The sequence below is a fragment of the Streptomyces hokutonensis genome (assembly GCF_000376565.1).
GTDB classification, from domain to species: Bacteria; Actinomycetota; Actinomycetes; order Streptomycetales; family Streptomycetaceae; genus Streptomyces; species Streptomyces hokutonensis.
Map to the genome: position 1 here is coordinate 224,837 of NZ_BARG01000021.1, position 23,876 is coordinate 248,712.

At 70.7% G+C, this 23,876-nt stretch carries 20 protein-coding genes and 1 tRNA gene; 7 read left to right on the forward strand and 14 right to left on the reverse strand.

Going from position 1 to position 23,876, the window contains the following annotated elements; genetic code table 11:
* Nucleotides 1–3 precede the first annotated feature (3 nt).
* The gene (locus tag SSP08S_RS11090; RefSeq protein ID WP_019067661.1) at nucleotides 4–840 is read left to right on the forward strand and encodes an ABC transporter ATP-binding protein; all 837 of its coding nucleotides are present in this window, start codon (nucleotides 4–6) and stop codon (nucleotides 838–840) included.
* Nucleotides 837–1,553 carry an ABC transporter ATP-binding protein gene (locus SSP08S_RS11095; protein WP_019067662.1) on the forward strand — a complete coding sequence of 239 codons (717 nt, stop codon included), beginning with the start codon at nucleotides 837–839 and terminating at the stop codon, nucleotides 1,551–1,553. Before SSP08S_RS11090 ends, SSP08S_RS11095 begins: the two co-directional genes overlap by 4 nt.
* 83 nt (nucleotides 1,554–1,636) lie before the next feature.
* Here the strand turns inward: SSP08S_RS11095 and SSP08S_RS11100 are convergent, their stop codons facing one another.
* Nucleotides 1,637–2,293 carry an ANTAR domain-containing response regulator gene (locus SSP08S_RS11100; RefSeq protein WP_019062225.1) on the reverse strand — a complete coding sequence of 219 codons (657 nt, stop codon included), beginning with the start codon at nucleotides 2,291–2,293 and terminating at the stop codon, nucleotides 1,637–1,639.
* A 103-nt stretch (nucleotides 2,294–2,396) separates the two neighbouring features.
* Here SSP08S_RS11100 and SSP08S_RS11105 point away from each other — a divergent pair.
* Nucleotides 2,397–2,469 (forward strand) — tRNA-Leu (locus tag SSP08S_RS11105).
* Between the two features lie 104 nt (nucleotides 2,470–2,573).
* Nucleotides 2,574–3,341: a hypothetical protein gene (locus SSP08S_RS11110; protein WP_026178385.1), complete on the forward strand. Its 768-nt coding sequence runs from the start codon at nucleotides 2,574–2,576 to the stop codon at nucleotides 3,339–3,341.
* Between the two features lie 10 nt (nucleotides 3,342–3,351).
* Here the strand turns inward: SSP08S_RS11110 and pyk are convergent, their stop codons facing one another.
* Together pyk and SSP08S_RS11120 are read right to left on the reverse strand one after the other, a co-directional pair.
* Nucleotides 3,352–4,788 (reverse strand): pyruvate kinase, encoded by a 1,437-nt coding sequence (pyk, locus tag SSP08S_RS11115; RefSeq protein WP_026178386.1) that lies wholly within the window; start codon nucleotides 4,786–4,788, stop codon nucleotides 3,352–3,354.
* 145 nt (nucleotides 4,789–4,933) lie between these two features.
* The gene (locus SSP08S_RS11120; RefSeq protein WP_019067665.1) at nucleotides 4,934–5,653 is read right to left on the reverse strand and encodes an SIMPL domain-containing protein; all 720 of its coding nucleotides are present in this window, start codon (nucleotides 5,651–5,653) and stop codon (nucleotides 4,934–4,936) included.
* A gap of 127 nt (nucleotides 5,654–5,780) precedes the next feature.
* Between SSP08S_RS11120 and SSP08S_RS11125 the strand changes: the two genes are divergently transcribed.
* Complete coding sequence (locus SSP08S_RS11125) at nucleotides 5,781–7,586, forward strand: bifunctional metallophosphatase/5'-nucleotidase (RefSeq protein ID WP_019067666.1); 1,806 nt, start codon at nucleotides 5,781–5,783, stop codon at nucleotides 7,584–7,586.
* Nucleotides 7,587–7,601: 15 nt separating this feature from the next.
* Here the strand turns inward: SSP08S_RS11125 and SSP08S_RS11130 are convergent, their stop codons facing one another.
* From SSP08S_RS11130 to SSP08S_RS11155, 6 genes are all read right to left on the reverse strand, one after another.
* Complete coding sequence (locus SSP08S_RS11130; RefSeq protein ID WP_019067667.1) at nucleotides 7,602–9,053, reverse strand: lysine N(6)-hydroxylase/L-ornithine N(5)-oxygenase family protein; 1,452 nt, start codon at nucleotides 9,051–9,053, stop codon at nucleotides 7,602–7,604.
* A complete protein-coding gene (locus tag SSP08S_RS11135) occupies nucleotides 9,050–10,417 on the reverse strand; it encodes a pyridoxal phosphate-dependent decarboxylase family protein (protein WP_019067668.1) in 1,368 nt (455 codons plus the stop codon). The genes SSP08S_RS11130 and SSP08S_RS11135 overlap by 4 nt, the downstream gene beginning before the upstream one ends.
* Before the next feature lie 178 nt (nucleotides 10,418–10,595).
* Nucleotides 10,596–13,193 (reverse strand): aminopeptidase N, encoded by a 2,598-nt coding sequence (gene pepN / locus SSP08S_RS11140; RefSeq protein ID WP_026178387.1) that lies wholly within the window; start codon nucleotides 13,191–13,193, stop codon nucleotides 10,596–10,598.
* Between the two features lie 56 nt (nucleotides 13,194–13,249).
* A complete protein-coding gene (locus tag SSP08S_RS11145; RefSeq protein WP_019067670.1) occupies nucleotides 13,250–13,780 on the reverse strand; it encodes a response regulator in 531 nt (176 codons plus the stop codon).
* A gap of 153 nt (nucleotides 13,781–13,933) precedes the next feature.
* Complete coding sequence (locus SSP08S_RS11150; RefSeq protein WP_019067671.1) at nucleotides 13,934–14,284, reverse strand: chorismate mutase; 351 nt, start codon at nucleotides 14,282–14,284, stop codon at nucleotides 13,934–13,936.
* 34 nt (nucleotides 14,285–14,318) lie between these two features.
* Nucleotides 14,319–15,218 carry a helix-turn-helix domain-containing protein gene (locus tag SSP08S_RS11155; protein WP_019067672.1) on the reverse strand — a complete coding sequence of 300 codons (900 nt, stop codon included), beginning with the start codon at nucleotides 15,216–15,218 and terminating at the stop codon, nucleotides 14,319–14,321.
* Between the two features lie 95 nt (nucleotides 15,219–15,313).
* Here SSP08S_RS11155 and SSP08S_RS11160 point away from each other — a divergent pair, with 95 nt between their 5' ends.
* The gene (locus SSP08S_RS11160; protein ID WP_019067673.1) at nucleotides 15,314–17,131 is read left to right on the forward strand and encodes a glycoside hydrolase family 35 protein; all 1,818 of its coding nucleotides are present in this window, start codon (nucleotides 15,314–15,316) and stop codon (nucleotides 17,129–17,131) included.
* On the opposite strand, the gene SSP08S_RS11165 is transcribed toward SSP08S_RS11160, so the two are convergent.
* The 3 genes from SSP08S_RS11165 to SSP08S_RS11175 form a co-directional block, all read right to left on the reverse strand.
* Complete coding sequence (locus tag SSP08S_RS11165; RefSeq protein ID WP_019067674.1) at nucleotides 17,062–18,330, reverse strand: vWA domain-containing protein; 1,269 nt, start codon at nucleotides 18,328–18,330, stop codon at nucleotides 17,062–17,064. The two genes, SSP08S_RS11160 and SSP08S_RS11165, sit on opposite strands and share 70 nt — an antisense overlap.
* Entirely contained in the window at nucleotides 18,327–19,568 is a 1,242-nt protein-coding gene (locus tag SSP08S_RS11170; RefSeq protein WP_019067675.1) for an AAA family ATPase, read from the reverse strand. Before SSP08S_RS11170 ends, SSP08S_RS11165 begins: the two co-directional genes overlap by 4 nt.
* A gap of 90 nt (nucleotides 19,569–19,658) precedes the next feature.
* On the reverse strand, nucleotides 19,659–21,035 hold the full coding sequence (locus SSP08S_RS11175) for a hypothetical protein (RefSeq protein WP_019067676.1): 1,377 nt from the start codon (nucleotides 21,033–21,035) through the stop codon (nucleotides 19,659–19,661).
* Nucleotides 21,036–21,206: 171 nt separating this feature from the next.
* Here SSP08S_RS11175 and SSP08S_RS11180 point away from each other — a divergent pair, with 171 nt between their 5' ends.
* Nucleotides 21,207–22,088 carry a hypothetical protein gene (locus tag SSP08S_RS11180; RefSeq protein WP_026178388.1) on the forward strand — a complete coding sequence of 294 codons (882 nt, stop codon included), beginning with the start codon at nucleotides 21,207–21,209 and terminating at the stop codon, nucleotides 22,086–22,088.
* Between the two features lie 32 nt (nucleotides 22,089–22,120).
* Here the strand turns inward: SSP08S_RS11180 and SSP08S_RS11185 are convergent, their stop codons facing one another.
* Nucleotides 22,121–23,041: an SDR family oxidoreductase gene (locus SSP08S_RS11185; protein ID WP_019067678.1), complete on the reverse strand. Its 921-nt coding sequence runs from the start codon at nucleotides 23,039–23,041 to the stop codon at nucleotides 22,121–22,123.
* Nucleotide 23,042: 1 nt separating this feature from the next.
* Nucleotides 23,043–23,801 (reverse strand): SDR family oxidoreductase, encoded by a 759-nt coding sequence (locus SSP08S_RS11190; protein ID WP_026178389.1) that lies wholly within the window; start codon nucleotides 23,799–23,801, stop codon nucleotides 23,043–23,045.
* Nucleotides 23,802–23,876 lie beyond the last annotated feature (75 nt).

Below are 23,876 nucleotides of genomic sequence, written 5' to 3' on the forward strand. Positions count from 1 at the left end.
GCCATGACGACACCAGTACTCGAAGCCCGTGACGTCACCATGCGCTTCGGCGGCCTCACCGCCGTCCGCTCCGTCGACTTCACCGTCAACTCCGGCGAGATCGTAGGCCTCATCGGCCCCAACGGCGCCGGCAAGACCACCTTCTTCAACTGCCTCACCGGCCTCTACGTCCCCACCGAGGGCACGGTCTCCTACAAGGGCACGGTGCTCCCCCCGAAGCCCCACCTCGTCACCAAGGCCGGCATCGCCCGCACCTTCCAGAACATCCGCCTGTTCGCCAACATGACGGTCCTGGAAAACGTCCTCGTCGGCCGCCACACCCGCACCAAGGAAGGCCTCTGGTCGGCCCTCCTGCGCGGCCCCGGCTTCAAGAAGGCCGAAAAGGCGAGCGAAGAACGCGCCATGGAACTCCTGGAGTTCATCGGCCTCGCCCACAAGCGAGACCACCTGGCACGCAATCTTCCCTACGGCGAGCAGCGCAAGCTGGAGATCGCGCGGGCGTTGGCCAGCGAACCGGGTCTGCTCCTGCTGGACGAGCCGACCGCCGGCATGAACCCCCAAGAGACGCGCGCCACCGAAGAGTTGGTCTTCGCCATCCGCGACAAGGGCATCGCCGTCCTCGTCATCGAGCACGACATGCGCTTCATCTTCAACCTCTGCGACCGCGTCGCCGTCCTCGTCCAGGGCGAGAAACTCGTCGAAGGCACCTCCGACGTCGTCCAGGCCGACGAACGCGTCGTCGCCGCCTACCTCGGCGAACCGTTCGAAGCCACACCCGAGGACACCCAGCCCGCGACGGAAGCGGAGAGCACCACCAGCACCAAGGGAGAAGCCCAGTGACCGCACTGCTAGAGGTCGAGGACCTCAGGGTCTCCTACGGCAAGATCGAAGCCGTCAAGGGCATCTCCTTCAGCGTCGAGGCCGGCCAGGTCGTCACCCTCATCGGCACCAACGGCGCCGGCAAGACGACGACCCTGCGCACCCTCTCGGGCCTGCTCCAGCCCTCCGGCGGCAAGATCACCTTCGACGGCAAGCCGCTCAACAGCGTCCCCGCCCACAAGATCGTCGCCCTCGGCCTGGCCCACTCCCCCGAAGGCCGGCACATCTTCCCCCGCCTCACCATCGCGGAGAACCTCCAGCTCGGCGCCTTCCTCCGCAAGGACAAGGAAGGCATCGAAAAGGACATCCAGCGCGCCTACGACCTCTTCCCCATCCTCGGAGAACGTCAGAAGCAGGCCGCGGGAACCCTCTCCGGCGGCGAGCAGCAGATGCTGGCCATGGGCCGCGCGCTCATGTCCCAGCCGAAACTGCTCATGCTGGACGAGCCGTCCATGGGCCTCTCCCCGATCATGATGCAGAAGATCATGGCGACCATCGTGGAGCTCAAGGCCTCCGGCACGACGATCCTCCTCGTCGAACAGAACGCCCAGGCAGCCCTGTCCCTCGCCGACCAGGGCCACGTCATGGAGGTCGGCAACATCGTCCTCTCCGGCTCGGGCGAGGACCTGCTGCACGACGAGTCGGTACGGAAGGCGTACCTCGGCGAGGACTAGGTCCTTTCCGTTCGCTTCCTACGACGAGGCCCGCACCCCCAGCTTGGGGGGCGCGGGCCTCGTCGTAGTCGCTGTCCCGTGTGTCAGCCCTTCGAGGACTTCTTCTCGTCCGCGTCCTGGATGACCGCCTCGGCGACCTGCTGCATCGACATCCGACGGTCCATCGACGTCTTCTGGATCCACCGGAACGCGGCGGGCTCGCTCAGGCCGTACTCCGTCTGCAGAATCGACTTCGCTCGGTCGACCAGCTTGCGGGTCTCCAGCCGCAGCGTGAGGTCGGCGACCTCCTGCTCAAGCTGCTTGAGCTCGGTGAAGCGCGACACCGCCATCTCGATCGCGGGCACGACGTCACTCTTACTGAACGGCTTCACGAGGTACGCCATCGCACCGGCGTCCCTCGCCCGCTCGACGAGGTCGCGCTGCGAGAACGCGGTGAGCATCAGCACGGGCGCGATGCCCTCCTCGGCGATCTTCTCGGCGGCGGAGATACCGTCCAGCTTCGGCATCTTCACGTCGAGGATCACCAGGTCGGGCTTGTGCTCACGGGCCAGCTCGACGGCCTGCTCACCGTCACCGGCCTCACCGACGACGGTGTACCCCTCTTCTTCGAGCATCTCCTTGAGATCGAGCCGAATCAGGGCCTCGTCCTCGGCGATGACGACACGGGTCGTCAGCGGAGGCACGTGCGACTTGTCGTCGTCGGGCGCGTCTACGGGCTGGGGCGACTCGGGGGCGGTCACGGGGGCTCCTCGTTCAGGGCACGGGGGTAGTGCTGACAAGAGCCTACCTAGCTGCGATAAGGTAGGAGCACAGCGGGAGACCGCTGACCTTCGTTTCAAAGGGGCCCCGGTAGCCCAGCGGTAGAGGCAATGGATTCAAAACCCATCAAGCGTCGGTTCGAATCCGACTCGGGGTACTTTTCCTTCAAATCGAAGGCCGACATTTAAGCGGAGGTTCACGTTCGCGTGAACCTCCGCTTTTTGCTGCGTGTCGCGACGATCACTCTCACAGAGTGTCCACATGGAACAGCACAGCCCTTCGATTCGCGCTCAAGCTGTCGCACTCATGCGCCAGGGCATCCCCAACCGAATAGTCGCAGAGCGCCTCAACATCCCCCGCGGGACCGTCGGGTGGTGGCGCAGCGAGGACCGCAAAGCGCGCGGAGAAGCCTATGAACAGCCGACAGATTGCCCCCGCTGCACCACCCGCGACCTCGACGAGTCGGCGTACGCCTACCTGCTAGGCCTCTACCTCGGCGACGGCCACATCATCTCGAAGCGCAAGCAGCACCACCTGTCCATCTTCTGCAACGCAACCCAGACCGGCCTGGTCGCCGCCGCTGAGGACGCGATGCGCAAGGTGATGCCACTGCCCAGCGTCAGCCAGCGCCACAGGTCCGGGTGCACCGAGGTGAAGTCGTACACCAGACATTGGGCCTGCCTGTTCCCCCAGCACGCCCCCGGCAAGAAACACGAGCGCCGAATCGCCCTCGCCTCCTGGCAGCAGGAAATCGTCGACGCCCACCCCTGGGAATTCATCCGGGGCCTCATCCACTCGGACGGCTGCCGAATCACCAACTGGACGACTCGCGTCGTAGGCGGTGAGCGAAAGCGCTACGAATATCCCCGCTACTTCTTCACCAACCTGTCCGCGGACATCAGGCAGCTCTACACCGACACCCTCGACAAAGTCGGCGTCAGCTGGAAACAGGCGAACGCCCAGAACATCTCCGTCGCCCGCAAAGCCTCAGTAGCCCTAATGGACACCCACGTAGGCCCCAAACACTGACCCCCGCCGCCTACTTGGGACTGTCGTCCTCGCCGACATGGTGCACGCGGACGAGGTTCGTGGAGCCGGCCACCCCGGGGGGCGAGCCCGCCGTGATGACGACGATGTCGCCCTTCTGGCAGCGGCCGTACTTGAGGAGGAGTTCGTCGACCTGGTCGACCATCGCGTCGGTGGAGTCGACGTGGGGGCCGAGGATGGTCTCGACGCCCCAGGTGAGGGTGAGTTGGGCGCGGGTGGCCGGGTCGGGGGTGAAGGCCATCACGGGGATGGGGGACCTGTAGCGGGAGAGCCTGCGGACCGTGTCGCCGGACTGGGTGAAGGCGACCAGGTACTTCGCGCCGAGGAAGTCGCCCATTTCGGCGGCCGCTCGGGCCACCGCGCCGCCCTGGGTGCGGGGCTTGTTGCGCTCGGTCAGTGGGGGCAGGCCCTTGGCGAGGATGTCCTCCTCGGCGGCTTCGACGATGCGGGCCATGGTGGTGACGGTGGCGATGGGGTAGTTCCCGACGCTGGTCTCGCCGGACAGCATCACCGCGTCCGTGCCGTCGATGATGGCGTTCGCGACGTCGGAGGCCTCCGCGCGGGTGGGGCGGGAGTTCTCGATCATCGAGTCGAGCATCTGCGTGGCGACGATGACCGGCTTGGCGTTGCGCTTGGCGAGTTTGATGGCTCGCTTCTGGACGATCGGGACCTGTTCGAGGGGCATTTCGACGCCGAGGTCGCCGCGGGCGACCATGATGCCGTCGAAGGCGGCGACGATGTCGTCGATGGCCTCGACCGCCTGGGGTTTCTCGACCTTGGCGATGACGGGGAGGCGGTGGCCCTCCTCGTCCATGATGCGGTGGACGTCGTCGATGTCCTTGCCGCTGCGGACGAAGGAGAGGGCGATGACGTCGAAGCCGGAGCGGAGCGCCCAGCGGAGGTCGTCCTCGTCCTTGTCGGAGAGGGCGGGGACGGAGACGGCGACTCCGGGGAGGTTGAGGCCCTTGTGGTCGGAGACCATGCCGCCTTCGACGACCTTGGTGTGGACGCGGGGGCCGTCGACGGAGGTGACTTCGAGGCAGACCTTGCCGTCGTCGACGAGGACGCGTTCGCCGGGGGTGACGTCGGTGGCGAGGCCGGCGTAGGTGGTGCCGCAGGACTGGCGGTCACCTTCGGCGCCGTCTTCGACGGTGATGGTGAAGGTGTCTCCGCGTTCAAGGAGTACGGGGCCTTCGGTGAATCGGCCGAGTCGGATCTTCGGGCCTTGAAGGTCGGCGAGCATTCCGATGCTGCGGCCGGTCTCTTCGGCGGCCTTTCGGACCCGCTGGAAGCGCTCCTCGTGTTCGGCGTGGGTGCCGTGGCTGAGGTTGAAGCGGGCTACGTCCATTCCGGCTTCGACCAGGGCTTTGATCTGGTCGTACGAGTCGGTGGCGGGGCCCAAAGTACAGACGATTTTTGCTCGGCGCATGGTTTGAGCCTAGGCCTTACCGGCGGGTAGGGAATTGGTCGCGCATGACTACTCAACAACCTTTGGGTGAAGGGTTATTGACAAGGCTTGAATGTGCGGCCGGGTGCTCCAATGAGCGTTCGAATGGTCGCCGTGTGAACTCCGGTCACAGAATCGGGGGTGCCATCGTGAAGCGTGCGTTGACCTGGGCGTAGACGTGTTGCCGTTGGGGTTCGAGGTCGAGGGGTGCGGCGGCGGTGTCCTCGGCGGCTGCGCCGGCGAGGGACATGGAGCGCATACGGCGTTGGGGGGTGCCGTAGGTTTCGGCGTTCTCGGCGCCGATGTCGGCGAGTTCGACGAGGGCGGCGAGGGTGGTGCCGAGGGCTTCGGCGTATTCGCGGGCGCGTTGGACGGCTTCGCGGACGGCTTGCTGGCGGGCCTGACGGTGGACGGGTGAGTCGGGGCGCAGGGCCCACCAGGGGCCGTCGACGCGGGTGAGGTCGAGGTCGGCGAGGCGGGTGGTGAGTTCGCCGAGGGTGGTGAAGTCGGTGAGTTCGGCGGTGATGTGGACGCGGCCGAGGTAGGCGCGGACGCGTTCGCCGCGGGCGTGCGGGTTGAGTTCGGGGGTGATGGAGAAGCCGCCGGTTTCGAGGCGTTCGACTGCTTCGCCATAGGTTTTGACCAGGTCGAGGACGGCGGCGTTGCGGCGGGTGAGGTCGTCGAGGGCGGTACGGCGGTCGGTGCCGCGGGCGGCGACGGTGATGCCGATGCGGGCGATCTCGGGGTCGACTTCGAGGCGGGCTTCGCCGCGGACGGCGATGCGGGGTGCGTCGGGGGTGCCGTAGGGGACGGGGGGTTGCTGGTCGTCCGTGCTGGGCGTGGTCATACGTCCCACTCTGTCAGTCGTGCCGCCTGCTGGTCATCAGATCGAAACCTGCGGGACCTGTCGCATCCAGTAAGAAGCAAGTAAGAATCTACGCGCGTTGTTGACCGTTTCCCGAGGAGATCCAGAGATGCCCTTGAACCGCCGGAAGTTCCTGAAGAAGTCCGCCGTGACGGGTGCGGGGGTGGCGCTGGCCGGTGCGGCGGCGGCTCCGGCGGCGCAGGCCGCGGAGAAGCAGAAGCCGGGGCGGCACCCGAAGCGGTATTCGCTGACGGTGATGGGCACGACGGATCTGCACGGGCATGTCTTCAACTGGGACTACTTCAAGGATGCGGAGTACGCGGACGCCAAGGGCAACGCGATGGGTCTGGCGCGGGTGTCGACCCTGGTGAACCAGGTCCGGCAGGAGAAGGGGCGGCGGAACACGCTGCTGCTGGACGCGGGCGACACGATCCAGGGCACTCCGCTCACGTACTACTTCGCGAAGGTGGACCCGATCACCGCCAAGGGTGGTCCGGTGCATCCGATGGCGCAGGCGATGAACGCGATCGGGTATGACGCGGCGGCGCTGGGGAACCACGAGTTCAACTACGGCATCGAGACGCTGCGGAAGTTCGAGGACCAGTGCCGTTTCCCGCTGCTGGGGGCGAACGCGCTGGACGCGAAGACGTTGAAGCCCGCGTTCCCGCCGTACTTCATCAAGAAGTTCCAGGTGCCGGGGGCGCCGCCGGTGAAGGTGGCGGTGCTGGGGCTGACGAACCCGGGGATCGCGATCTGGGACAAGGCGTATGTGCAGGGGAAGTTGACGTTCCCGGGGCTTGAGGAGCAGGCGGCGAAGTGGGTGCCGAAGCTGCGGTCCATGGGTGCGGACGTCGTCGTGGTGTCGGCGCATTCGGGGTCGTCGGGGACGTCGTCGTACGGTGATCAGCTGCCGTACGTGGAGAACTCGGCGGCGCTGGTCGCGCAGCAGGTGCCGGGGATCGACGCGATTCTGGTGGGTCACGCGCATGTGGAGATCCCGGAGTTGAAGGTCACGAACACGGCGACCGGCAAGACGGTCGTGCTGTCCGAGCCGCTGGCCTACGCCGAGCGGTTGAGCGTGTTCGACTTCGAGTTGGTCTTCGAGAAGGGGCGTTGGACGGTCGAGTCGGTGGCGGCCTCGCTGCGCGACGCGAAGACGGTCGCGGACGATCCGAAGATCACGCGGTTGCTGAAGGACGAGCACGCGCTGGTCGTGGAGTACGTCAACCAGGTGGTCGGCACGGCGACGGCGACGCTGACGACGGTGGACGCGCGGTACAAGGACGCGCCGATCATCGACCTCATCACCAAGGTCCAAGAAGACGTGGTGAAGGCGGCGTTGGCGGGGACGGCGTATGCGTCGCTGCCGGTGATCGCGCAGGCGTCGCCGTTCTCGCGGACCTCGGAGATCCCGGCGGGCGAGGTGACGATCCGGGATCTGTCGGGTCTGTACGTGTACGACAACACGCTGGTCGCGAAGCTCCTGACGGGTGCTCAGGTGCGGGCGTACCTGGAGTACTCGGCGCAGTACTTCGTGCAGACGGCCGCCGACGCGGTCGTCGACCCGGAGAAGCTGACGAACGCGAACGGCCGTCCGGACTACAACTACGACTACGTGTCGGGGTTCTCGTACGAGATCGACATCGCGCAGGCGGCCGGTTCGCGGATCAGGAACCTGACGTACAACGGTGCGGCGCTGGACGACGCACAGCAGTTCGTGCTGGCGGTGAACAACTACCGGGCGAACGGCGGCGGCGCGTTCCCGCATGTGGCGTCGGCGACCGAGGTGTGGTCGGAGTCGACGGAGATCCGGACGCGGATCGCGGAGTGGGTGACCGCGAAGGGTGTGCTGGATCCGGCGGAATTCGCCTCGGTGGACTGGAAGTTGACGCGGAACGGGACGCCTGTCTTCTAGGGCCTGCTGGAGCCCTCACCTTCCTTCGACGAGGGGGGTGAGGGTGCGGGCGGCCTGCCGGGCCGGGGGGATCTGCGGCTGCGGGTCGAGTCCGAAGGTCGTGAAGGCCGTCCGGTCCGGCAGGGGGTAAGGCTCTTTGCCGGTCAGGGAGTTGAGGATGGTGGCGCTGCGCCAGGCGGCGAGGCCGAGGTCGGGGGCGCCGACTCCGTGGGTGTGGAGTTCGGCGTTCTGGACGTAGACCTGGCAGCCGGCGCCGGTGACGGAGGGGTCGAGGACGAGTCTGAACTGCTCGTCGACGCGCGGGCGTTCGGCGCTGTCGCGGCGCAGGTAGGGGTCGAGTCCGGCGAGGATGCGGCCGAGGGGGCGTTCGCGGTAGCCGGTGGCGAGGACGACGGCGTCGGTGGTGAGGCGGGAGCGGGTGTTCTGCTGGACGTGTTCCAGGTGGAGTTCGACCTTGGTGGTCGCGATCCGGCCGGCGGTGCGGACGCGGACGCCGGGGGTGAGGACGGCGTCGGGCCAGCCGCCGTGCAGGGTACGGCGGTAGAGCTCGTCGTGGATGGCGGCGATGGTGTCGGCGTCGATGCCCTTGTGGAGTTGCCACTGGGCGGTGACGAGGCGGTCGCGGACGGGTTCGGCGAGGGCGTGGAAGTAGCGGGTGTAGTCGGGGGTGAAGTGCTCCAGGCCGAGCTTGGAGTACTCCATGGGGGCGAAGGCCTCGCTGCGGCCGATCCAGTGGAGTTTCTCGTGTCCGGCGGGCCGCTTGCGGAGCAGGTCGAGGAAGACTTCGGCGCCGCTCTGTCCTGAGCCGATGACGGTGATGTGCTCGGCGGCGAGGAAGGTCTCGCGGTGGGCGAGGTAGTCGGCGGCGTGGATCACGGGAACGCCGGGGGCTTCGACGAGCGGCTTGAGCGGGTCGGGGACGTAGGGGGCGGTGCCGACGCCGAGGACGATGTTCTTGGTGTACGTGCGGCCGAGGGCTTCGGCTTCGCCGTCGCTGTCGAGCTGGGTGAAGTCGACCTCGAAGACGTCGCGTTCGGGGTTGAAGCGGACGGCGTCGACCTGGTGGCCGAAGTGGAGTCCGGGGAGGCTGTCGGCGACCCAGCGGCAGTAGGCGTCGTATTCGGCGCGCTGGATGCGGAAGCGCTCGGCGAAGTAGAAGGGGAAGAGCCGGTCGCGGACCTTGAGGTAGTTGAGGAAGGACCAGGGGCTGGCGGGGTCGGCGAGGGTCACCAGGTCGGCGAGGAAGGGGACTTGGACGGTGGTGCCGTCGATGAGCAGGCCGGGGTGCCAGTCGAAGCCGGGGCGCTGTTCGTAGAAGGCGGTGTCGAGTTCGGTGAGGGGGTGGGCGAGGGCGGCCAGCGAGAGGTTGAAGGGGCCGATGCCGATGCCGACCAGGTCGCGGGGTGGATCGGGTTCGTGGCGTGGGGGGTTGGGGGTCCGGGGGTGACCCGTCGGGGGGTGGCTCATCGGGGGGTGTGTCCTTCCACCAGTTTCAGGAGGGCGGCCAGGTCGTCGGGCCGGGTGTGGGGGTTGAGGAGGGTGGCCTTGAGCCAGAGCCGGCCGTCGAGGGCGGCCCGGCCGAGGACGGCGCGTCCGTCGTGGAGGAGTTGTCGGCGTACGGCGGCCACGGCCTCGTCGCCGGCTTCGGCGGGCCGGAACAGGACGGTGCTGATGACGGGCGGGTCGTAGAGCTCGAAGCCGGGGTGGTTGTGGACCATGGCGGCGAACTCCCGGGCGCGGGCGCAGACTTGGTCGACGAGGGTGCCGAGTCCGGTGCGGCCGAGGGTTTTCAGGGTGACGGCGAGTTTGAGGACGTCGGGGCGTCGGGTGGTGCGCAGGGAGCGGCCGAGGAGGTCGGGGAGGCCGGCTTCGGTGTCGTCGTCGGCGTTGAGGTAGTCGGCGCGCTGGGTGAGGGCGGCGAGGTCGCGGGGGTGGCGTACGGCGAGGAGGCCGGCGGCGACGGGCTGCCAGCCGAGTTTGTGCAGGTCGAGGGTGACGGTGTGGGCGCGGTCGAGGCCGGCGAGTTTGTCGCGGTGGCGGTCGCTGAAGACGAGGCCTCCGCCGTAGGCGGCGTCGATGTGGAGGCGGGCGCCGTGGGCGGCGCACAGGCCGGCGATCTCGGGGAGCGGGTCGATGAGGCCGGCGTCGGTGGTGCCGGCGGTGGCGGCGACCAGGACGGAGCCGCGTGGGCCCGGGAGTGCGGTGAGGGCTTCGTCGAGGGCGGCGGGGTCGAGGGTGCCGGCGGGGGCGGGGACGACGACGGGGTCGGGCAGGCCTAGGAGCCAGGCGGCGCGGGGCAGGGAGTGGTGGGCGTTGCTTCCGCAGACCAGTTGCACGGTGCCGCTGTGGGCTTCGCGGGCGAGCAGCAGGGCGAGTTGGTTGGCTTCGGTGCCGCCGGTGGTGACGAGGGCGTCGGCGAGGCCGATCTCGTGGGCGAGGGTGCGGGTGACGAGGGCTTCGAGGGCGGAGGCGGCGGGGGCCTGGTCCCAGGAGTCGAGGGAGGGGTTGAGCGCGCTGACGGCGAGGTCGGCGGCGGCGCTGACGGCGAGCGGCGGGCAGTGCAGGTGTGCCGCGCAGAGCGGGTCGGCGGGGTCGGCGGCGCCTTCCGCGAGGGCGTGCACGAGGGTGCGCAGGGCGGTCGGGTCGCCGTCTTCGGGGAGTACGTCGCCCACGGCGTCCCGGAGCCGGGCGGCCACCGCGTCGGGGCCGCCCGCCGGGAAGGGTCCGCCGCGCGCCCGTCGTCCGGTGCCGAGCGCGTCGAGGACGGTGTCGAGCAACGGCCGCAGGGCGTCGGGTCCTTCGGCGCCTGAGGCGAGGGGCGCGTTGCTCATGGGCTGTCCTCCGGGGCGCGGGCAGGGGGTTCCAGCTTGGACCCGGATGAGTCGACGCGCCCGGGGAGAACAACGATCAGAACCCGAAAGGGTGTTGTTCAGTGCCCGTGTGTCGGTGCGGGCGTTGCTGGGGGCCGCGCCCCCAGACCCCCGCTTCGGCCCTGAAGGGGCCTCGTCCTCAGACGTCGGACGGGCTGGATTGTGCTCCCCTCACTCGCAGTGCGCGCTCCAGGTCGTCGAGTTGGTCGACGAGCTTGCGGCGCAGGGACGGGGTGAGGTCGGCGTCGCGGAGGCATTCCTCGCCGAGGCGGAGGTTTTCGGGGTCGACGGCGTGGGTGGGGAAGGTCCAGCGGCCGGCGGCGTCGGCCATGGCGGGGCCGCGGCGGGCGGCGAGGGTGACCGCGTCCTCGTAGAAGCGGGGCACGTACTCCCGTACGAGGTCGGCCTGTTCGGGTTGCCAGAAGCCCTGGGCGGTGGCGGTGAAGAGGTAGTTGGAGAGGTCGTCGGTGGTGAACATCGCGTCCCAGGCCGCGCGTTTGGCCTCGGGGTCGGGCAGGGCGGCGCGGCAGCGGGCGGCGCCTTCCTGGCCGGTGGCGGACGGGTCGCGTGCCAACTCGGCGGCGATCGCGGTCTCTTCGGTGGCGCCGAGAACGGCGAGGCGGGCCAGGACGCGCCAGCGCAGCTCGGGGTCGAGTTCGGGGCCGCCGGGGACGGTGCCTTCGGCGAGCCAGGCGGCGATGGTGTCGGGGTGGGCGGCGACGTCGATGAAGTGGCGTACGGCGATGAGGCGCAGGCCGGGGTTGGAGCCGTCCTCGGTGCGGCGGATGAGGTCGCGGCAGAGGTCGGTGAGGGTGGCGAGGGCGGCCGGGCGGGCCTCGGGGGTGAGGTAGCGGTCGGTGACCTGGGCGGAGGCGAAGGCGAGGACGCCCTGGACGAGGGCGAGGTCCGTCTCGTGCGGGAGGTGGGCGCGGGCGGCGTCCAGGTAGGTGGCGGCGGGGAGTTCGCCGTCGCGGACCGCGTCGCGCAGGGCGTTCCAGGCGACCGCGCGGGTGAGGGGTTCGGGGAGGCCGGAGAGGCTGGTGCGGACCGTTTCGAGGGACTCGGCGTCGAAGCGGATCTTGGCGTAGGTGTAGTCGCCATCGTTGAGGAGGACGAGGGCGGGACGGGGGCCGGAGGTGGCCCGAAGGCTGTTTCCGCCGGTGGTGGAGAGGTCCTCCTCGATACGGCCGCGCAGGGTGAGGCGGCTCGCGTCGTGGAGGTCGTGGTCGTAGAGGCCGATGGTGATGCGGTGCGGGCGGGTGGCGCCGGCCGACTCGAGGGTGCTGAGGTGAGTGAGTCCGTCCCGGTCCTGGGCGGGGTCGGGCCCGCTCCAGACTCCGGGGCTGCCCTCGTGCTGGATGGCGAGGCTCCAGTGGCCGTCCTCCGCGCGGACTTCGGGTGTGAGGGTGTCCACGCCCGTTGTGCGCAGCCACGCGTCCGCCCAGGCGTGGACGTCTCGTTCGGTGCCGGAGGCGAGGGAGTCGAGGAAGTCGGCGAGGGTGGCGTTGGCGAACTTGTGGCGGGCGAAGTGGGTGTTGATGCCGGCGAGGAAGTCCTTCTCGCCGAGCCAGGCCACCAACTGCCGTAGTGCGGAGGCGCCCTTGGCGTAGGAGATGCCGTCGAAGTTGAGGAGGGCGGAGGCCGTGTCGTCGACGTTCTCGGGGGCCACGGGGTGGGTGGAGGGGCGCTGGTCGGCGTCGTAGCCCCAGGCCTTGCGGACGACGCCGAAGTCGGTCCAGGTGTCGGTGAAGCGGGTGGCCTCGGTGAGGGTCTGGTAGCCCATGTACTCGGCGAAGGACTCGTTGAGCCAGATGTCGTCCCACCACTGGAGGGTGACGAGGTCGCCGAACCACATGTGGGCCATCTCGTGGGCGATGACCATGCCGCGGGTCTGGCGCTCGGTGTCGGTGACGGCGGAGCGGTAGACGAACTCGTCGCGGAAGGTGACCAGTCCGGGGTTCTCCATGGCGCCGGCGTTGAACTCGGGGACGAAGGCCTGGTCGTAGGAGTCGAAGGGGTAGGGCTCCTCGAACTTCTCGTGGTAGCGGTCGTAGCACTGGCGGGTGATGTCGAGGATCTCCTCGGCGTCCGCGTCGAGGTGGGGGGCCAGGGAGCGGCGGCAGTGGATGCCGAAGGGCAGGCCTCGGTGTTCGGTGCGGATCGAGTGCCAGGGGCCGGCGGCGACAGCGACGAGGTAGGTGGAGATGAGGGGGGTGGGGGCGGCCTGCCAGCGGCCTTCGCCGAGGTGTTCGGTGATGCCGTTGGCGAGGACGGTCCAGCCTTCGGGGACCGTGACGGTGAGGTCGAAGACGGCCTTGAGGTCGGGCTGGTCGAAGGCGGCGAAGACGCGCTGCACGTCCTCCATGAACAGCTGGGTGTAGAGGTAGGTCTCGCCGTCGGTGGGGTCGGTGAAGCGGTGCATGCCCTCGCCGGTGCGGGAGTAGCGCATGCTCGCGTCGACGCGCAGTTCGTGCTCGCCGGGGGTGAGGGCGGGCAGCGGGAGCCGGTTCTCGACGAGCTGTTCCGGGTCGAGGGGGTGTCCGTCGAGGGTGACGGAGCGCAGCTCGGCGGGCTTGAGTTCGACGAAGGTGTCCGCTTCGGCACGAGCGGTGAACCGGATGACGGTGCGGGAGTCGAAGGTGTCTTCGCCCGTCGTCAGATCGAGTTCGATCGTGTAGCGGTGGACGTCGAGGAGCCTGGCACGGGTCTGCGCTTCGTCGCGCGTCAGTACGGACATGGTGGACATGCTGCCTGATGGCACTGACATGGCACAGAGCCGGTCCGGTACGCGGCCTATGTCCGGTCGGGAGTGGTGGCGGTGTTCTGGGGGTCGCGCTGGTAGGGCACGCGCGTGTCCGGGTGCGGCAGGGCGGGGCGGGATTCCTGGGGCTCCTCGAGGAGGGCGCGCAGTTCGCGGAGCTCCTGTTCCAGGGCCTGGTGGCGCTGGTGGGCGTCGTAGAGGTAGCGGATCTTGGTGCGCAGGGTCCAGGGGTCGACGGGTTTGGTGATGAGGTCGGCGACGCCGAGGCCGAAGGCGGTGGCGGTGAGTTCGGGGTCGAGGCCGAAGCCGGTGAGGAGGACGACGGGGATGTGCTGGGTCTGTTCGAGGCGGCGCAGATAGCGGACCACGTCCAGGCCGCTGACGCCGGGCATCCGCACGTCGAGGAGGAGCAGGCCGACCTGTCCGCGGAGCACCTGCTTGAGCGCCTCGTCGCCGCTGGTGGCGCGGGCGAGCCGGTAGCCGAGCGGGGCGAGGGCGCTCTCCAGCGCGTACAGCGTGTCCTCATGGTCGTCGACGATGAGGATCCTGGCATCCGACGGCATGACCCGAGGTCCCTCCCGCGTGGGACGACCAGTTTATGACGCAGGCGCTGACGGGGTGTGCCCGTCGGCTGACGAGGAGTGCACAAGCAGGTGCACAGCGCAGCATCGCCCCGAACACACCCCGGTGTCACGCCCCTTACGGGTCCGGCGGGGTCAGTTCGCCGTGGGTGAACCGCCGTTCACGGCGTCCTCGGCGATGCGCTCGTGGTGCCGGATCACCTCGGCGATGATGAAGTTGAGGAACTTCTCGGCGAACGCCGGGTCCAGCTTGGCGTTTTCGGCCAGGGTGCGCAGGCGCTCGATCTGGCGGGCCTCGCGGGCCGGGTCGGCGGCCGGCAGCCGGTGGGTGGCCTTGAGGAAGCCGACCTGCTGGGTGGCCTTGAAGCGTTCGGCGAGCATATGGACGACGGCCGCGTCGATGTTGTCGATGCTGTCGCGCAGCCTGGCCAGTTCCTCGCGCACGGCGGGGTCGACGTCACCGGTTCCGTTGTTGCTGGTGGTCATGGGCGACCACCCTACGTGGAGTGCGTCCACCCGATCATCCGGCCTCTGTGGAGTGCGCCCACCCGATGATCGGCGGATCGGCCGGATCGGGGACCTGGTCGCTCCAGCCGCCGGGGACGGTGCGGCCCTGCTGGGCGCGGAAGCGGACGGGGGGCATGCCGACGCGGCGGGTGAACAGTCGGGAGAAGTAGGCGGGGTCGTCGTAGCCGACGCGGCGGGCGACGGCGGCGACGGGGAGTTCGGTGGCGGCGAGAAGTTCCTTGGCGCGGCCCAGGCGGATGCCGAGGAGGTAGTCCTTGGGGCTGCAGCCTGCGCCCCTGCGGACGGCGGCGCGCAGGGCGGCGGGGGTCATGCCGTGCCGGGCCGCGTGGTCGGCGACGGTCAGCGGAAGGCAGGCGTCGCGGGCGAGGCCCTGGAGGACCGGGTCGCCGTCGGGGGCGAGGTCCGCGCGGGCCCGGCGCAGGGCGACGAGGAGTTCGTGGACGGCGGCTCCGGTCTCCACCTCCAGGAGGGGGTTTCCGCGCCGTGCGGCGCGGGCCATGCGCCCGATGACCGCGCGGGGTCCGCTCGCGTCCGAGAGGGCCACCACGGGCCGTTCCGGCTCGATGTAGCCCAGTTCGGTGTACGTCGCCGTAGCGGGCCCGGTGAAGTCGACGAACCCCTCGTCCCAGCCGGCGCCGGGGTCGGGCGCGTAGTGGTGCGGCACACCGGGGGTGAGCCACAGCAGGGCGGGCGCGGTGACGGTCGTACGACGGCCGTCGGGGGTCAGGTACCAGCCGCCGCCCGCGCTGATCACCACGGCCACGTGGTGGTCGAGGGTGCGGGGGCCGACCGTGGGGAGCTCGCCGTACTGGAGGCCGACGCCGAGGCAGGCGAGGCCGAGGCGGTGGTGGGCGGGTGTGGGCGTGAAGAACCGCATCCAGGTGTGGTACATCGGCGCCCCCTCACGCATTACTCGGTCTGCTGCGTCCAAGTAGAGGCGATCTTTGTCCATGGACGTGATCGACGCCAAGGGGAGAGAGTCGGCGCATGAGCGAGTTCACCGTGGGCGACAGGGACTTTCTGCTGGACGGGCGGCCGGTGCGGCTGCTGTCCGGGGCGCTGCACTACTTCCGGGTGCACGAGGGGCAGTGGGGGCACCGGCTGGCGATGCTGCGGGCGATGGGCCTCAACTGCGTGGAGACGTACGTCCCGTGGAACCTGCACGAGCCGGCGCCGGGCGACTTCCGGGACGTGGAGGCGCTGGGCAGGTTCCTGGACGCGGCCCGGGAGGCGGGCCTGTGGGCGATCGTGCGCCCGGGGCCGTACATCTGCGCGGAGTGGGAGAACGGCGGGCTGCCGCACTGGCTGACGGGCGAGCTGGGGCCACGCGCGCGTACCCGTGACGCGCGCTTCCTGGGCCACCTGGAGCGCTGGTTCGGCCGGCTGCTGGCCGAGGTCGTGCCGCGCCAGGTCGACCGCGGCGGCCCGGTGATCATGGTGCAGGTCGAGAACGAGTACGGCAGTTACGGCTCCGACGCGGTCTATCTGCGGCAGGTGGAGGCGCTGTTGCGGGACCAGGGGGTGACGGTTCCGCTGTGCACCTCGGACGGTCCCGAGGACCACATGCTGGACGGCGGCTCGCTCCCCGGTGTGCTGGCGACGGTGAATTTCGGGTCCCACGCGCGCGAGGCCTTCGAGACGCTGCGCGCGTTCCGCTCCGAGGGGCCGCTGATGTGCATGGAGTTCTGGTGCGGCTGGTTCGACCACTGGGGCGGCGAGCATGTCGTCCGCGATGCCGGGGACGCGGCGTCCGCCCTGCGCGAGATCCTGGAGTGCGGCGCGTCGGTCAACGTCTACATGGCGCACGGCGGCACCAGCTTCGCCGGCTGGGCGGGCGCCAACCGGGGCGGCGGCGCCCTGCACGAGGGCCCGTTGGAGCCCGATGTGACGTCGTACGACTACGACGCCCCGATCGACGAGTACGGGCGCCCCACGGAGAAGTTCTGGCGGCTGCGCGAGGTGTTCGCCGAGTACGCCGACGCCCCGCTGCCCGAACTCCCGCCCGCACCGCCCGTGTTGGGCCACCCGGCGGAGGTGAGCCTGACCGGCTGGGCGCCCTTGAGTGACGTACTGGAGGCACGCGGCGGGCCGGAGTCCGAGGGTCCGGTCCCGCCCACCTTCGAGGAGTTGGACGTCGACCGCGGTCTCGTCCGCTACGCGGTGACCGTGCCGGGGCCGCGCGCCGCGTATCCGCTCACCGCACGGGGGCTGCGGGACCTGGCGGTGGTCCACGTCGACGGGGAGCGGGCCGGGATCCTCACGGAGGGCGACGAGCAGCTCAAGGAGCCCGTCGGCGGGCACGCGCGCGTGGAGCTGTGGGTGGAGTCCCTGGGGAGGGCCAATTACGGGCCCCGGCTCGGGGAGCCGAAGGGGATCACCGGGGGTCTGTTGCACGAGCGGCAGTATCTGCACGACGTCCGCGCGCGTGGGCTGCGGTTGGACGCGCTGAACGACGTAGAGGGGATTGCGCTGGGGGCGCTGCCCCCGGGCGACTCCCCCGGCCTGTACCGGGGCACCGTCGAAGTGCGGGGCGCCGGGGACGCCGTACTCGAACTGCCGGGCTGGACGCGGGGGTTCGTGTGGGTCAACGGGTTCAACCTGGGGCGGTACTGGTCGGCCGGGCCGCAGCGGGAGCTGTACGTGCCCGGGCCCGTGCTGCGGGAAGGGGTGAACGACGTGTGGGTGCTTGAGCTCCAGGAGGCGCCGCTCGCCGGGAAGTCCGTCTCCTTGCGTGCTCAGCGGGAGACGGGGGCGGAGCCGATCTCGACCACGCGCGCCCAGTCGGGCGGGGTGTCCGGCACGTAGTCGGGGTCGTCCTCGGCGTACATCCCGGTCTCGTAGCGGCGCGGGAACAGGCCCACCACCGTCCGGCACGGCGGTCGCCGCTCCGGCCAGGGGGTCTGGCCGTCGGTGAGGACCACGACGGCGTCGGGCCGGGTGCGCAGCGCCTTGGTGAAGCCGCTGCGCAGATCCGTCCCGCCGCCGCCGAGCAGCTCGATGCCCTCGGCGCGGCACAGGGACTGCGCGACCCGGGCCGCCGCGTCGCAGGACACCACGGTGACCAGGTCGCGGCGGCCGCCGACCGCCCTGGAGATCGCGGCGACTTCGAGGAGCGCGCTGCCCAGTTCGGCGTCGCTGACCGACCCGGAGGTGTCGATGACCACGCAGACCCGGGGCGGCCGGCGGCGCAGGCTCGGCAGCACCACACCGGGCAGTCCGGCCGAGCGGCGCGAGGGCCTGCCGTAGCTGTAGTCCTCGCCCGCGCCGGGGGCGGAGACCGCCGAGCGGACCGCCGCACCCAGCAACTCCCGCCAGGGCTGCGGCGGATGGAACGCCTCCTCGGCCCACCGCCGCCAACCGCTCGGGGCGCTGCCCGGGTGGCCGGTGATGCCCTGTGCCACCCGGAAGCGGACCGCGTCGCGCTGCTGTTCGCTGAGCCCGTGGGCGCCGTCCGGGCCCAGCTCCCAGCCCCGGTCGAGCCCGTCGGCGCCGCTGCCGCAGTCCAGCCACGCCAACGCCTGGGTGCGCGGCCCCAGTTGGAACCAGCGCAGATAGTCCTCCATCAGGTTCCCGGCGGGCAGGCCCAGCGTCTTCGGCTCGACCGCGCCCGCGGGGGTGACCAGGCCCTCGCCGTACGCGTCGTCGTTGATCTCCATGTCGGCGGCGATGTTCATCCGCAGCCGCTCCCCCGGGCCGGTCAGCCCGCGTTCGCGGGCGAGCCGGTCGCCGCGTCCGTGGTGGTCGCGCAGCAGGTGGGAGACCTCGTGGACCCAGACTCCGGCCAGGTCCTCGACCGGCGTCCGGTCCACGAACCCCGGCGAGACGTAGCAGCGCCAGTGCCGGTCGACGGCCATCGTCGGCACCTGCCGTGACGCGACGGTGTGCAGGGCGAACAGGGCGGTGGCCAGGTAGGGGCGGACGCGGGCCGCGTAGAGGCGGGCGGCGAAGAGCTTGTCGACGTCGAGGGCGAGGTCGAGGTCCGTGGCCGCCGGGTCCGGGTTCATCGGCCGCCCTTCACGGTCGCGGCGGCGCGGTCCGCCCGTTGGGACAGGGCGACCACTCCGGCGAGTTGCTCGATGGACTCGGGTACGTCCCAGTCCTCCCGGCGCAGCGAGGCGAGGGTGGTCGCGGGGACGACGACGAGGTCCGGGGCGCCGGTCTCCAGGGCCCGGACCAGGAGCGCCCAGGCCGCGTCCCAGCGGGCCCGGTCGGGACGGTTGCGGACCGCGGCCACCACGCCGTCGAGGACGGCCTGGCGCAGATCCCCGCGCTCGGGCAGCTCACCGGCGGCCGGATCGGCGAGGAACGTCTCGGGGTCGGGGAGGTCCATCCGGTCCACGGCGGCCAGCAGTTCCAGCCCGGGGCCGTCCCCGACCGTGCCTCGGACCAGCAGGGACAGCACCTCCCGGGAGGAGCCGGCCGCGGTCGCGAACGCGGTCAGGCACACGGCCATCTCCCAGCTCCGGGGCGAGGGCCAGGCACCGCCCCGCCGCGCTTCGCTGCTGGGCAGTTGGTGGACCAGCTTGGGGCGGCCGGTGAGCAGTCCGCACACCGCGCGGCGCGCGTAGTCCACGGCTCCGGGCAGCTTCTCCGGGTCGAGTCGCGGCAGGGTCGCGCGGGGCCAGGTGCCGCCGAGTCCGCGTACGACGACCTCGTGGTCGTGGGTCCACTGGAGGTGCACGAATCGGTTGGCCAGCGGCGGGCTCAGCTCCCAGCCGTCGGCCGCCGAGGACCGGGGGTTGGCGGCGGCCACGATACGAACACCCGGCGGCAGCCGCAGCGCGCCGATCCGCCGCTCCAGCACCAGCCGCAGCAGCGCGGCCTGCACGGCGGGCGGCGCGGTCGACAACTCGTCCAGGAACAGCAGCCCCCGGCCCGCCCGCACGAGCCGTACGGCCCAGTCCGGCGGGGCCATCGGGACGCCCTGCTCAGCCGGGTCGTCACCCACGACGGGCAGCCCGGAGAAGTCCGACGGCTCGTGCACGCTCGCGATCACCGTCGTCAACGGCAGATCCAGGGCCGCGGCGAGCTGTGTCAGCGCCGCCGTCTTGCCGATGCCCGGCTCGCCCCACAGCAGCACGGGGAGGTCGGCGGCGACGGCGAGGGTCAGGGCCTCCAGCTGGTTGTCGGGGCGCGGTTCGGTGGTGGTGTCACGCAGGAGGGTCAACAGGTCGCCGGCGATGTCGAGTTGGGTGGGGTGGGCAGGGGTGTCGGTGGTGGCGTACAGGGTGCGTGTGGGCATATGGGGTCACCTTTGGGTTGTGGTGGGGCGTGCGTGGGTGAGAGATGGAGCGCGCATGAGGAATGAGGACGGGGTTGAAGTCCCGTGCGGTCAGCGGCCGTTGGTGCGCCGGGGGCGTCCCTTCCGGGGGAGCGGAAGTCCCGGGAAGAAGTGGCCGGAGCGAGGCCCGGGGCCGGTCAGGCCCGCCCTGAACAGCCCGTACGTGAGCCGCCGTTGGGCCGCCGCCCGGAGTTCGTCCCGCAGCGCGCCGCCGCGCAGCACCGCGTCGGGACCGAGCAGTCCCTCTACGACGGCCAGCGCGCCGGCGGTGTCGCCGTGGATGAGGCGTTCGCGGACACCGGTGAGGCAGTCCGGGTGGCGGTGGGCGTCGTCGACGGCCTGGAGGCAGGGCAGCGGGGTACCGGTCAGCGCGACGAGCAGTTCCTCGCGCCGGATCTCGTCCGGATCGTGGTCGAGGGGTGCCAGTACGCCGTCGACCAGGCCGATCCGGTGCAGGGCGCCCCGGCATTCGACCAGGTGCGGTTGCCCTGCCCGGTCCGGGATCCGTGCGGAACCGTCCGGCCGGGGCCGCCGATCCGGTACGAGTGCGGCGGCGACCAGCGGATGGAGCCGGCCGGCCTCGATCGCGCCGGTGCGGAGGAGTTCCAGGTCGGGCGGGACCCAGGTCGCCGCGTCGGGCAGGACCGGGAGGGCGGCGGCGCTGCCGTCGGTCGGTGCCGGTGTGATCCGTAGGGTGTCCGCGGCCGGATCCAGCACGAACCGGTGGCGGGAACCGAACCGTACGGTGACGGGACCGGTCGTCCCGCCCTCGGCGCGGAGCAGGATGGCTGCCTCGGCGGCCCACCGGTCGACGGCACAACTGCGTCCCTCCGGCACTGTCTCCAGCGGATCCGGGAGCGGCGGAGGCTCGTCGGCGGGCGGCCGGTCGGCCCCCGACCGGGCCCACAGTTCACCGCTCCTTCCCGCGTCCCACAGGTGCCGGTGCAGATCGAGGCGGAACCGTCGGTTCGGCCGGGGATGCGGATGCCGTCGGGCCACGGCATCCCGGCAGGTGCCGTCCCACAGCGCGAGGCCGATCCGCTGGCCGCCGTCGGCCCAGGCCGGCGGGGTCCGGACCACCAGGTGGAGCGGGTGCGCGGCATCCTGCCCGTAGCGGGCCAGGGTGAGGGTCAGTCCCGGGCGCAACAGCCCGTCGGGCGCGATCCTCGGCAGATGCCAGCGGAGCAGGTCGGGGGCGAGTCGGCGGAGATCGGCGCGTACCCGGGCGGCCAGTTCCCGGCCGTGGGTGCGCGCGAGGGACCGTAGGTCGAGATCGACGTCGACACCGGCGGCGGCGCAGGCGCCCGCCCAGTCCCCGGCGGCGCGGCGGACCGTGGCGGTCTCGATCATGGAGGGCGGCACGGCGAACTCGCGCACGCGCGGCCAGAAGGAAAGCCGGGAATTCCCGTTCGCGGTGTGAGGGAGCATCAGCACTCACCTTGCGCGGACGGGACCCCCATTCTGTGAACAGAGTGAGTCTTCATCGCGGGGAGCATAGCCTTCTCCGCCGCGATCCGGCAGGGAATTATTGGGGGCGTGCATCCACGCGCCTCGGCATAGAGTGGATGCGGGTTCAGGGCGTCTCTGGGGGTTGTGGACGTGGCGGACGACGGACCGGTCGAGCACGGCTACCCGCATCTGGACACGGTGCGGGACTCCATCACCGCGCTCTACAAGCGCTTGTCGTACGACACCGTCCAGACGTTCGCGACCAGTGTGGCCCCCGTCGACGTGGCGTTCTGCGACACGGACGATCTGCATCTGGGGGCGCAGCGGGTGGCCCGGGAGATGGTGCGGCACTACCGGCTTCCGGATGCCCGGCTGATCGTCAGCTTCCGTGAGATGACGCATGCGGCGAACGTCGAACTCACGGCCGGGCCCGAGTACTTCGTGGAGCTGAACGACCGGTTCCGCACCCATCGGCGGGACATCGGCGCGGCTCTCGCGCACGAGGTCATGCATGTCTACCTGCACCGCCTCGACCTTTCCTTCCCCGGCACCCGGGAGAACGAGATCCTCACGGACACGGCGGCGACCTATCTCGGCGCGGGGTGGCTGCTGCTGGACGCGTACCGGGAGGACTCGGCGTCCTCGCAGAAGCTCGGCTATCTCACGCCCGAGGAATTCGGGTACGTCCTCGCCAAGCGGGCGCTGGTCTTCGGCGAGGATCCTTCGGTGTGGTTCACGAGTCCGCAGGCCTACACGGCGTACGTCAAGGGCATGGAACAGGCCCGGCGCGACGAGCAGCAACCGCCCCTTACGGCGGCGGGGTGGGCGGGGCGGAGGCGCTATGCGCACGACCGGCGGCACGGGCCCGGAACGCAGAAAGGGGTGCCGTACGCCTTCACCGGCGACGGGCACGGCAGCCTGCGGGTGTCGTTCCCTTGCCCTACGTGTCATCAGCGGATCAGGGTGCCGGTGCGGGGGCGAGTCCGGGCGCGGTGTTCCTTGTGCCGGACGGTACTGGAGTGCGACACGTAGGGGCGGCGGTACAGGGGGTGTGCCTCCAACCGCTAACTCCCGTACACCGCCCCCGGAATCTCCGCCTCCGCCAGCAGTTTCAGTACCGCCTCTCCCGCCTCCCCCGCGCTCCACCGCGCCCCTTTGTCCGCGCTCGGGCCCGCCCTCCATCCCTCCATCACGGTGATGCGTCCGCCCTCCGCCTCGAAGATCCGGCCCGTGACCCCCGTGCTCGCGGCGGAGCCCAGCCATACCACCAGGGGGGAGACGTTCTCCGGGGCCATCGTGTCGAAGCCGGAGTCGGGGGCCGTCATCGTCTCGGCGAAGGTGTGTTCCGTCATGCGGGTGCGGGCCGCGGGGGCGATGGCGTTGACCTGGACGCCGTAGCGGGAGAGTTCGGCGGCCGCCACGAGGGTGAGGCCTACGATGCCGGCCTTGGCGGCGCTGTAGTTGCCCTGGCCGACCGAGCCCAACAGGCCTGCTCCGCTGCTGGTGTTGATGATGCGGGCGGTGGGGGTGCGGCCCGCCTTGGACTCGGCGCGCCAGTGTGCGGCGGCGTGTTTGAGGGGCAGGAAGTGGCCCTTCAGGTGGACGCGGAGTACCGCGTCCCAGTCGTCCTCGTCGAGGTTGACGAGCATGCGGTCGCGCAGGTAACCCGCGTTGTTGACAAGGGTGTCGAGGCGGCCGTAGGTCTCCAGGGCGGTCGTGACCAGGGACTTGGCACCGGTTCCGGTGGCGATGTCGCCGCCGTGGGCGACCGCCTCGCCGCCCGCCGCGCGGATCTCCGCGACGACCTGGGCGGCGGGGCTGTCGGGGTCCGGGGTGCCGTCGAGGCCGACGCCGAGGTCGTTGACGACGACCTTGGCACCCTCGGCGGCGAAGGCGAGGGCATGGGCCCGGCCCAGGCCCCGGCCCGCGCCGGTGACGACGACGACCCGGCCGTCGCAGAGAGCACTGGCACTACTGGCACTCATCTCACTTCTCCTTGTTGGCAGTTGCGGCGTCCAGGAAGGCCGGCCGCTCCCCGCCCCCGTGGACCAGGAGACTCGCGCCGCTGATGTACGCGGCGGCGGGGGAAGCGAGGAAGACCGCCGCCGCGCCCACGTCGGAGGGGTCGGCGAGGCGGCCGAGCGGGACGGTGCGGGAGACGGCCGCGATGGCGTCCTCGTCGCCGTAGTGCAGGTGGGACGACTCCGTGCGGACCATGCCGACGACGAGGGTGTTGACGCGGATGTCCGGCGCCCACTCCACCGCCATCGAACGGGCCAGGTTCTCCAGGCCCGCCTTGGCCGCCCCGTACGCCGCCGAACCGGGCGAGGGCCGGCTGCCGCTGACGCTGCCGATCATCACGACCGACCCCCTGGCCCGCCTGAGGTGTTCGTACGCGGCGAGGGAGGCGGTGAGCGGGGCGAGGAGGTTCAACTCGATGATCCGCGCGTGGCGTTCGGCCGTCGCGTCGACGAGCGGGCGGTACGGTGCGCCGCCCGCGTTGTTGACGAGGACGTCGAGCCGGGGCAGCGCGGCGAAGAACTCCCGTACGGCGTCCGGGTCGCGCAGGTCCAGGGGGCTGAACTCGGTTCCCTCGACCGGGACTTCGGGCGGTTTGCGCGCGCAGGTCAGCACATGGGCGCCGGCCTGGACGAAGGCGCGCGCGATACCGGCGCCGACGCCTCGGGTGCCGCCGGTGACGAGGACGGTCCGGCCGTTCAAAGGGGGGTCGGGCGAGTTATCCACAGGGTCTCCCGCTCGGATTCTGCGGCTGCTAGCTTCGAAGCCTCACACCTAACAAATGTTTGGTGGAAAGGTAGC

What these genes read in the sequence shown, in the direction of transcription:
- SSP08S_RS11175 (WP_019067676.1), bottom strand. Translation starts at nt 21,035, where the DNA reads ATGCTCCCTCACACCGCGAACGGGAATTCCCGGCTTTCCTTCTGGCCG.
- SSP08S_RS11185 (WP_019067678.1), bottom strand. Translation starts at nt 23,041, where the DNA reads ATGAGTGCCAGTAGTGCCAGTGCTCTCTGCGACGGCCGGGTCGTCGTC.
- pepN (WP_026178387.1), bottom strand. Translation starts at nt 13,193, where the DNA reads ATGTCCGTACTGACGCGCGACGAAGCGCAGACCCGTGCCAGGCTCCTC.
- SSP08S_RS11170 (WP_019067675.1), bottom strand. Translation starts at nt 19,568, where the DNA reads ATGCCCACACGCACCCTGTACGCCACCACCGACACCCCTGCCCACCCC.
- SSP08S_RS11165 (WP_019067674.1), bottom strand. Translation starts at nt 18,330, where the DNA reads ATGAACCCGGACCCGGCGGCCACGGACCTCGACCTCGCCCTCGACGTC.
- SSP08S_RS11155 (WP_019067672.1), bottom strand. Translation starts at nt 15,218, where the DNA reads ATGTACCACACCTGGATGCGGTTCTTCACGCCCACACCCGCCCACCAC.
- SSP08S_RS11130 (WP_019067667.1), bottom strand. Translation starts at nt 9,053, where the DNA reads ATGAGCCACCCCCCGACGGGTCACCCCCGGACCCCCAACCCCCCACGC.
- SSP08S_RS11120 (WP_019067665.1), bottom strand. Translation starts at nt 5,653, where the DNA reads ATGACCACGCCCAGCACGGACGACCAGCAACCCCCCGTCCCCTACGGC.
- pyk (WP_026178386.1), bottom strand. Translation starts at nt 4,788, where the DNA reads ATGCGCCGAGCAAAAATCGTCTGTACTTTGGGCCCCGCCACCGACTCG.
- SSP08S_RS11145 (WP_019067670.1), bottom strand. Translation starts at nt 13,780, where the DNA reads ATGCCGTCGGATGCCAGGATCCTCATCGTCGACGACCATGAGGACACG.
- SSP08S_RS11135 (WP_019067668.1), bottom strand. Translation starts at nt 10,417, where the DNA reads ATGAGCAACGCGCCCCTCGCCTCAGGCGCCGAAGGACCCGACGCCCTG.
- SSP08S_RS11160 (WP_019067673.1), top strand. Translation starts at nt 15,314, where the DNA reads ATGAGCGAGTTCACCGTGGGCGACAGGGACTTTCTGCTGGACGGGCGG.
- SSP08S_RS11090 (WP_019067661.1), top strand. Translation starts at nt 4, where the DNA reads ATGACGACACCAGTACTCGAAGCCCGTGACGTCACCATGCGCTTCGGC.
- SSP08S_RS11125 (WP_019067666.1), top strand. Translation starts at nt 5,781, where the DNA reads ATGCCCTTGAACCGCCGGAAGTTCCTGAAGAAGTCCGCCGTGACGGGT.
- SSP08S_RS11110 (WP_026178385.1), top strand. Translation starts at nt 2,574, where the DNA reads ATGGAACAGCACAGCCCTTCGATTCGCGCTCAAGCTGTCGCACTCATG.
- SSP08S_RS11150 (WP_019067671.1), bottom strand. Translation starts at nt 14,284, where the DNA reads ATGACCACCAGCAACAACGGAACCGGTGACGTCGACCCCGCCGTGCGC.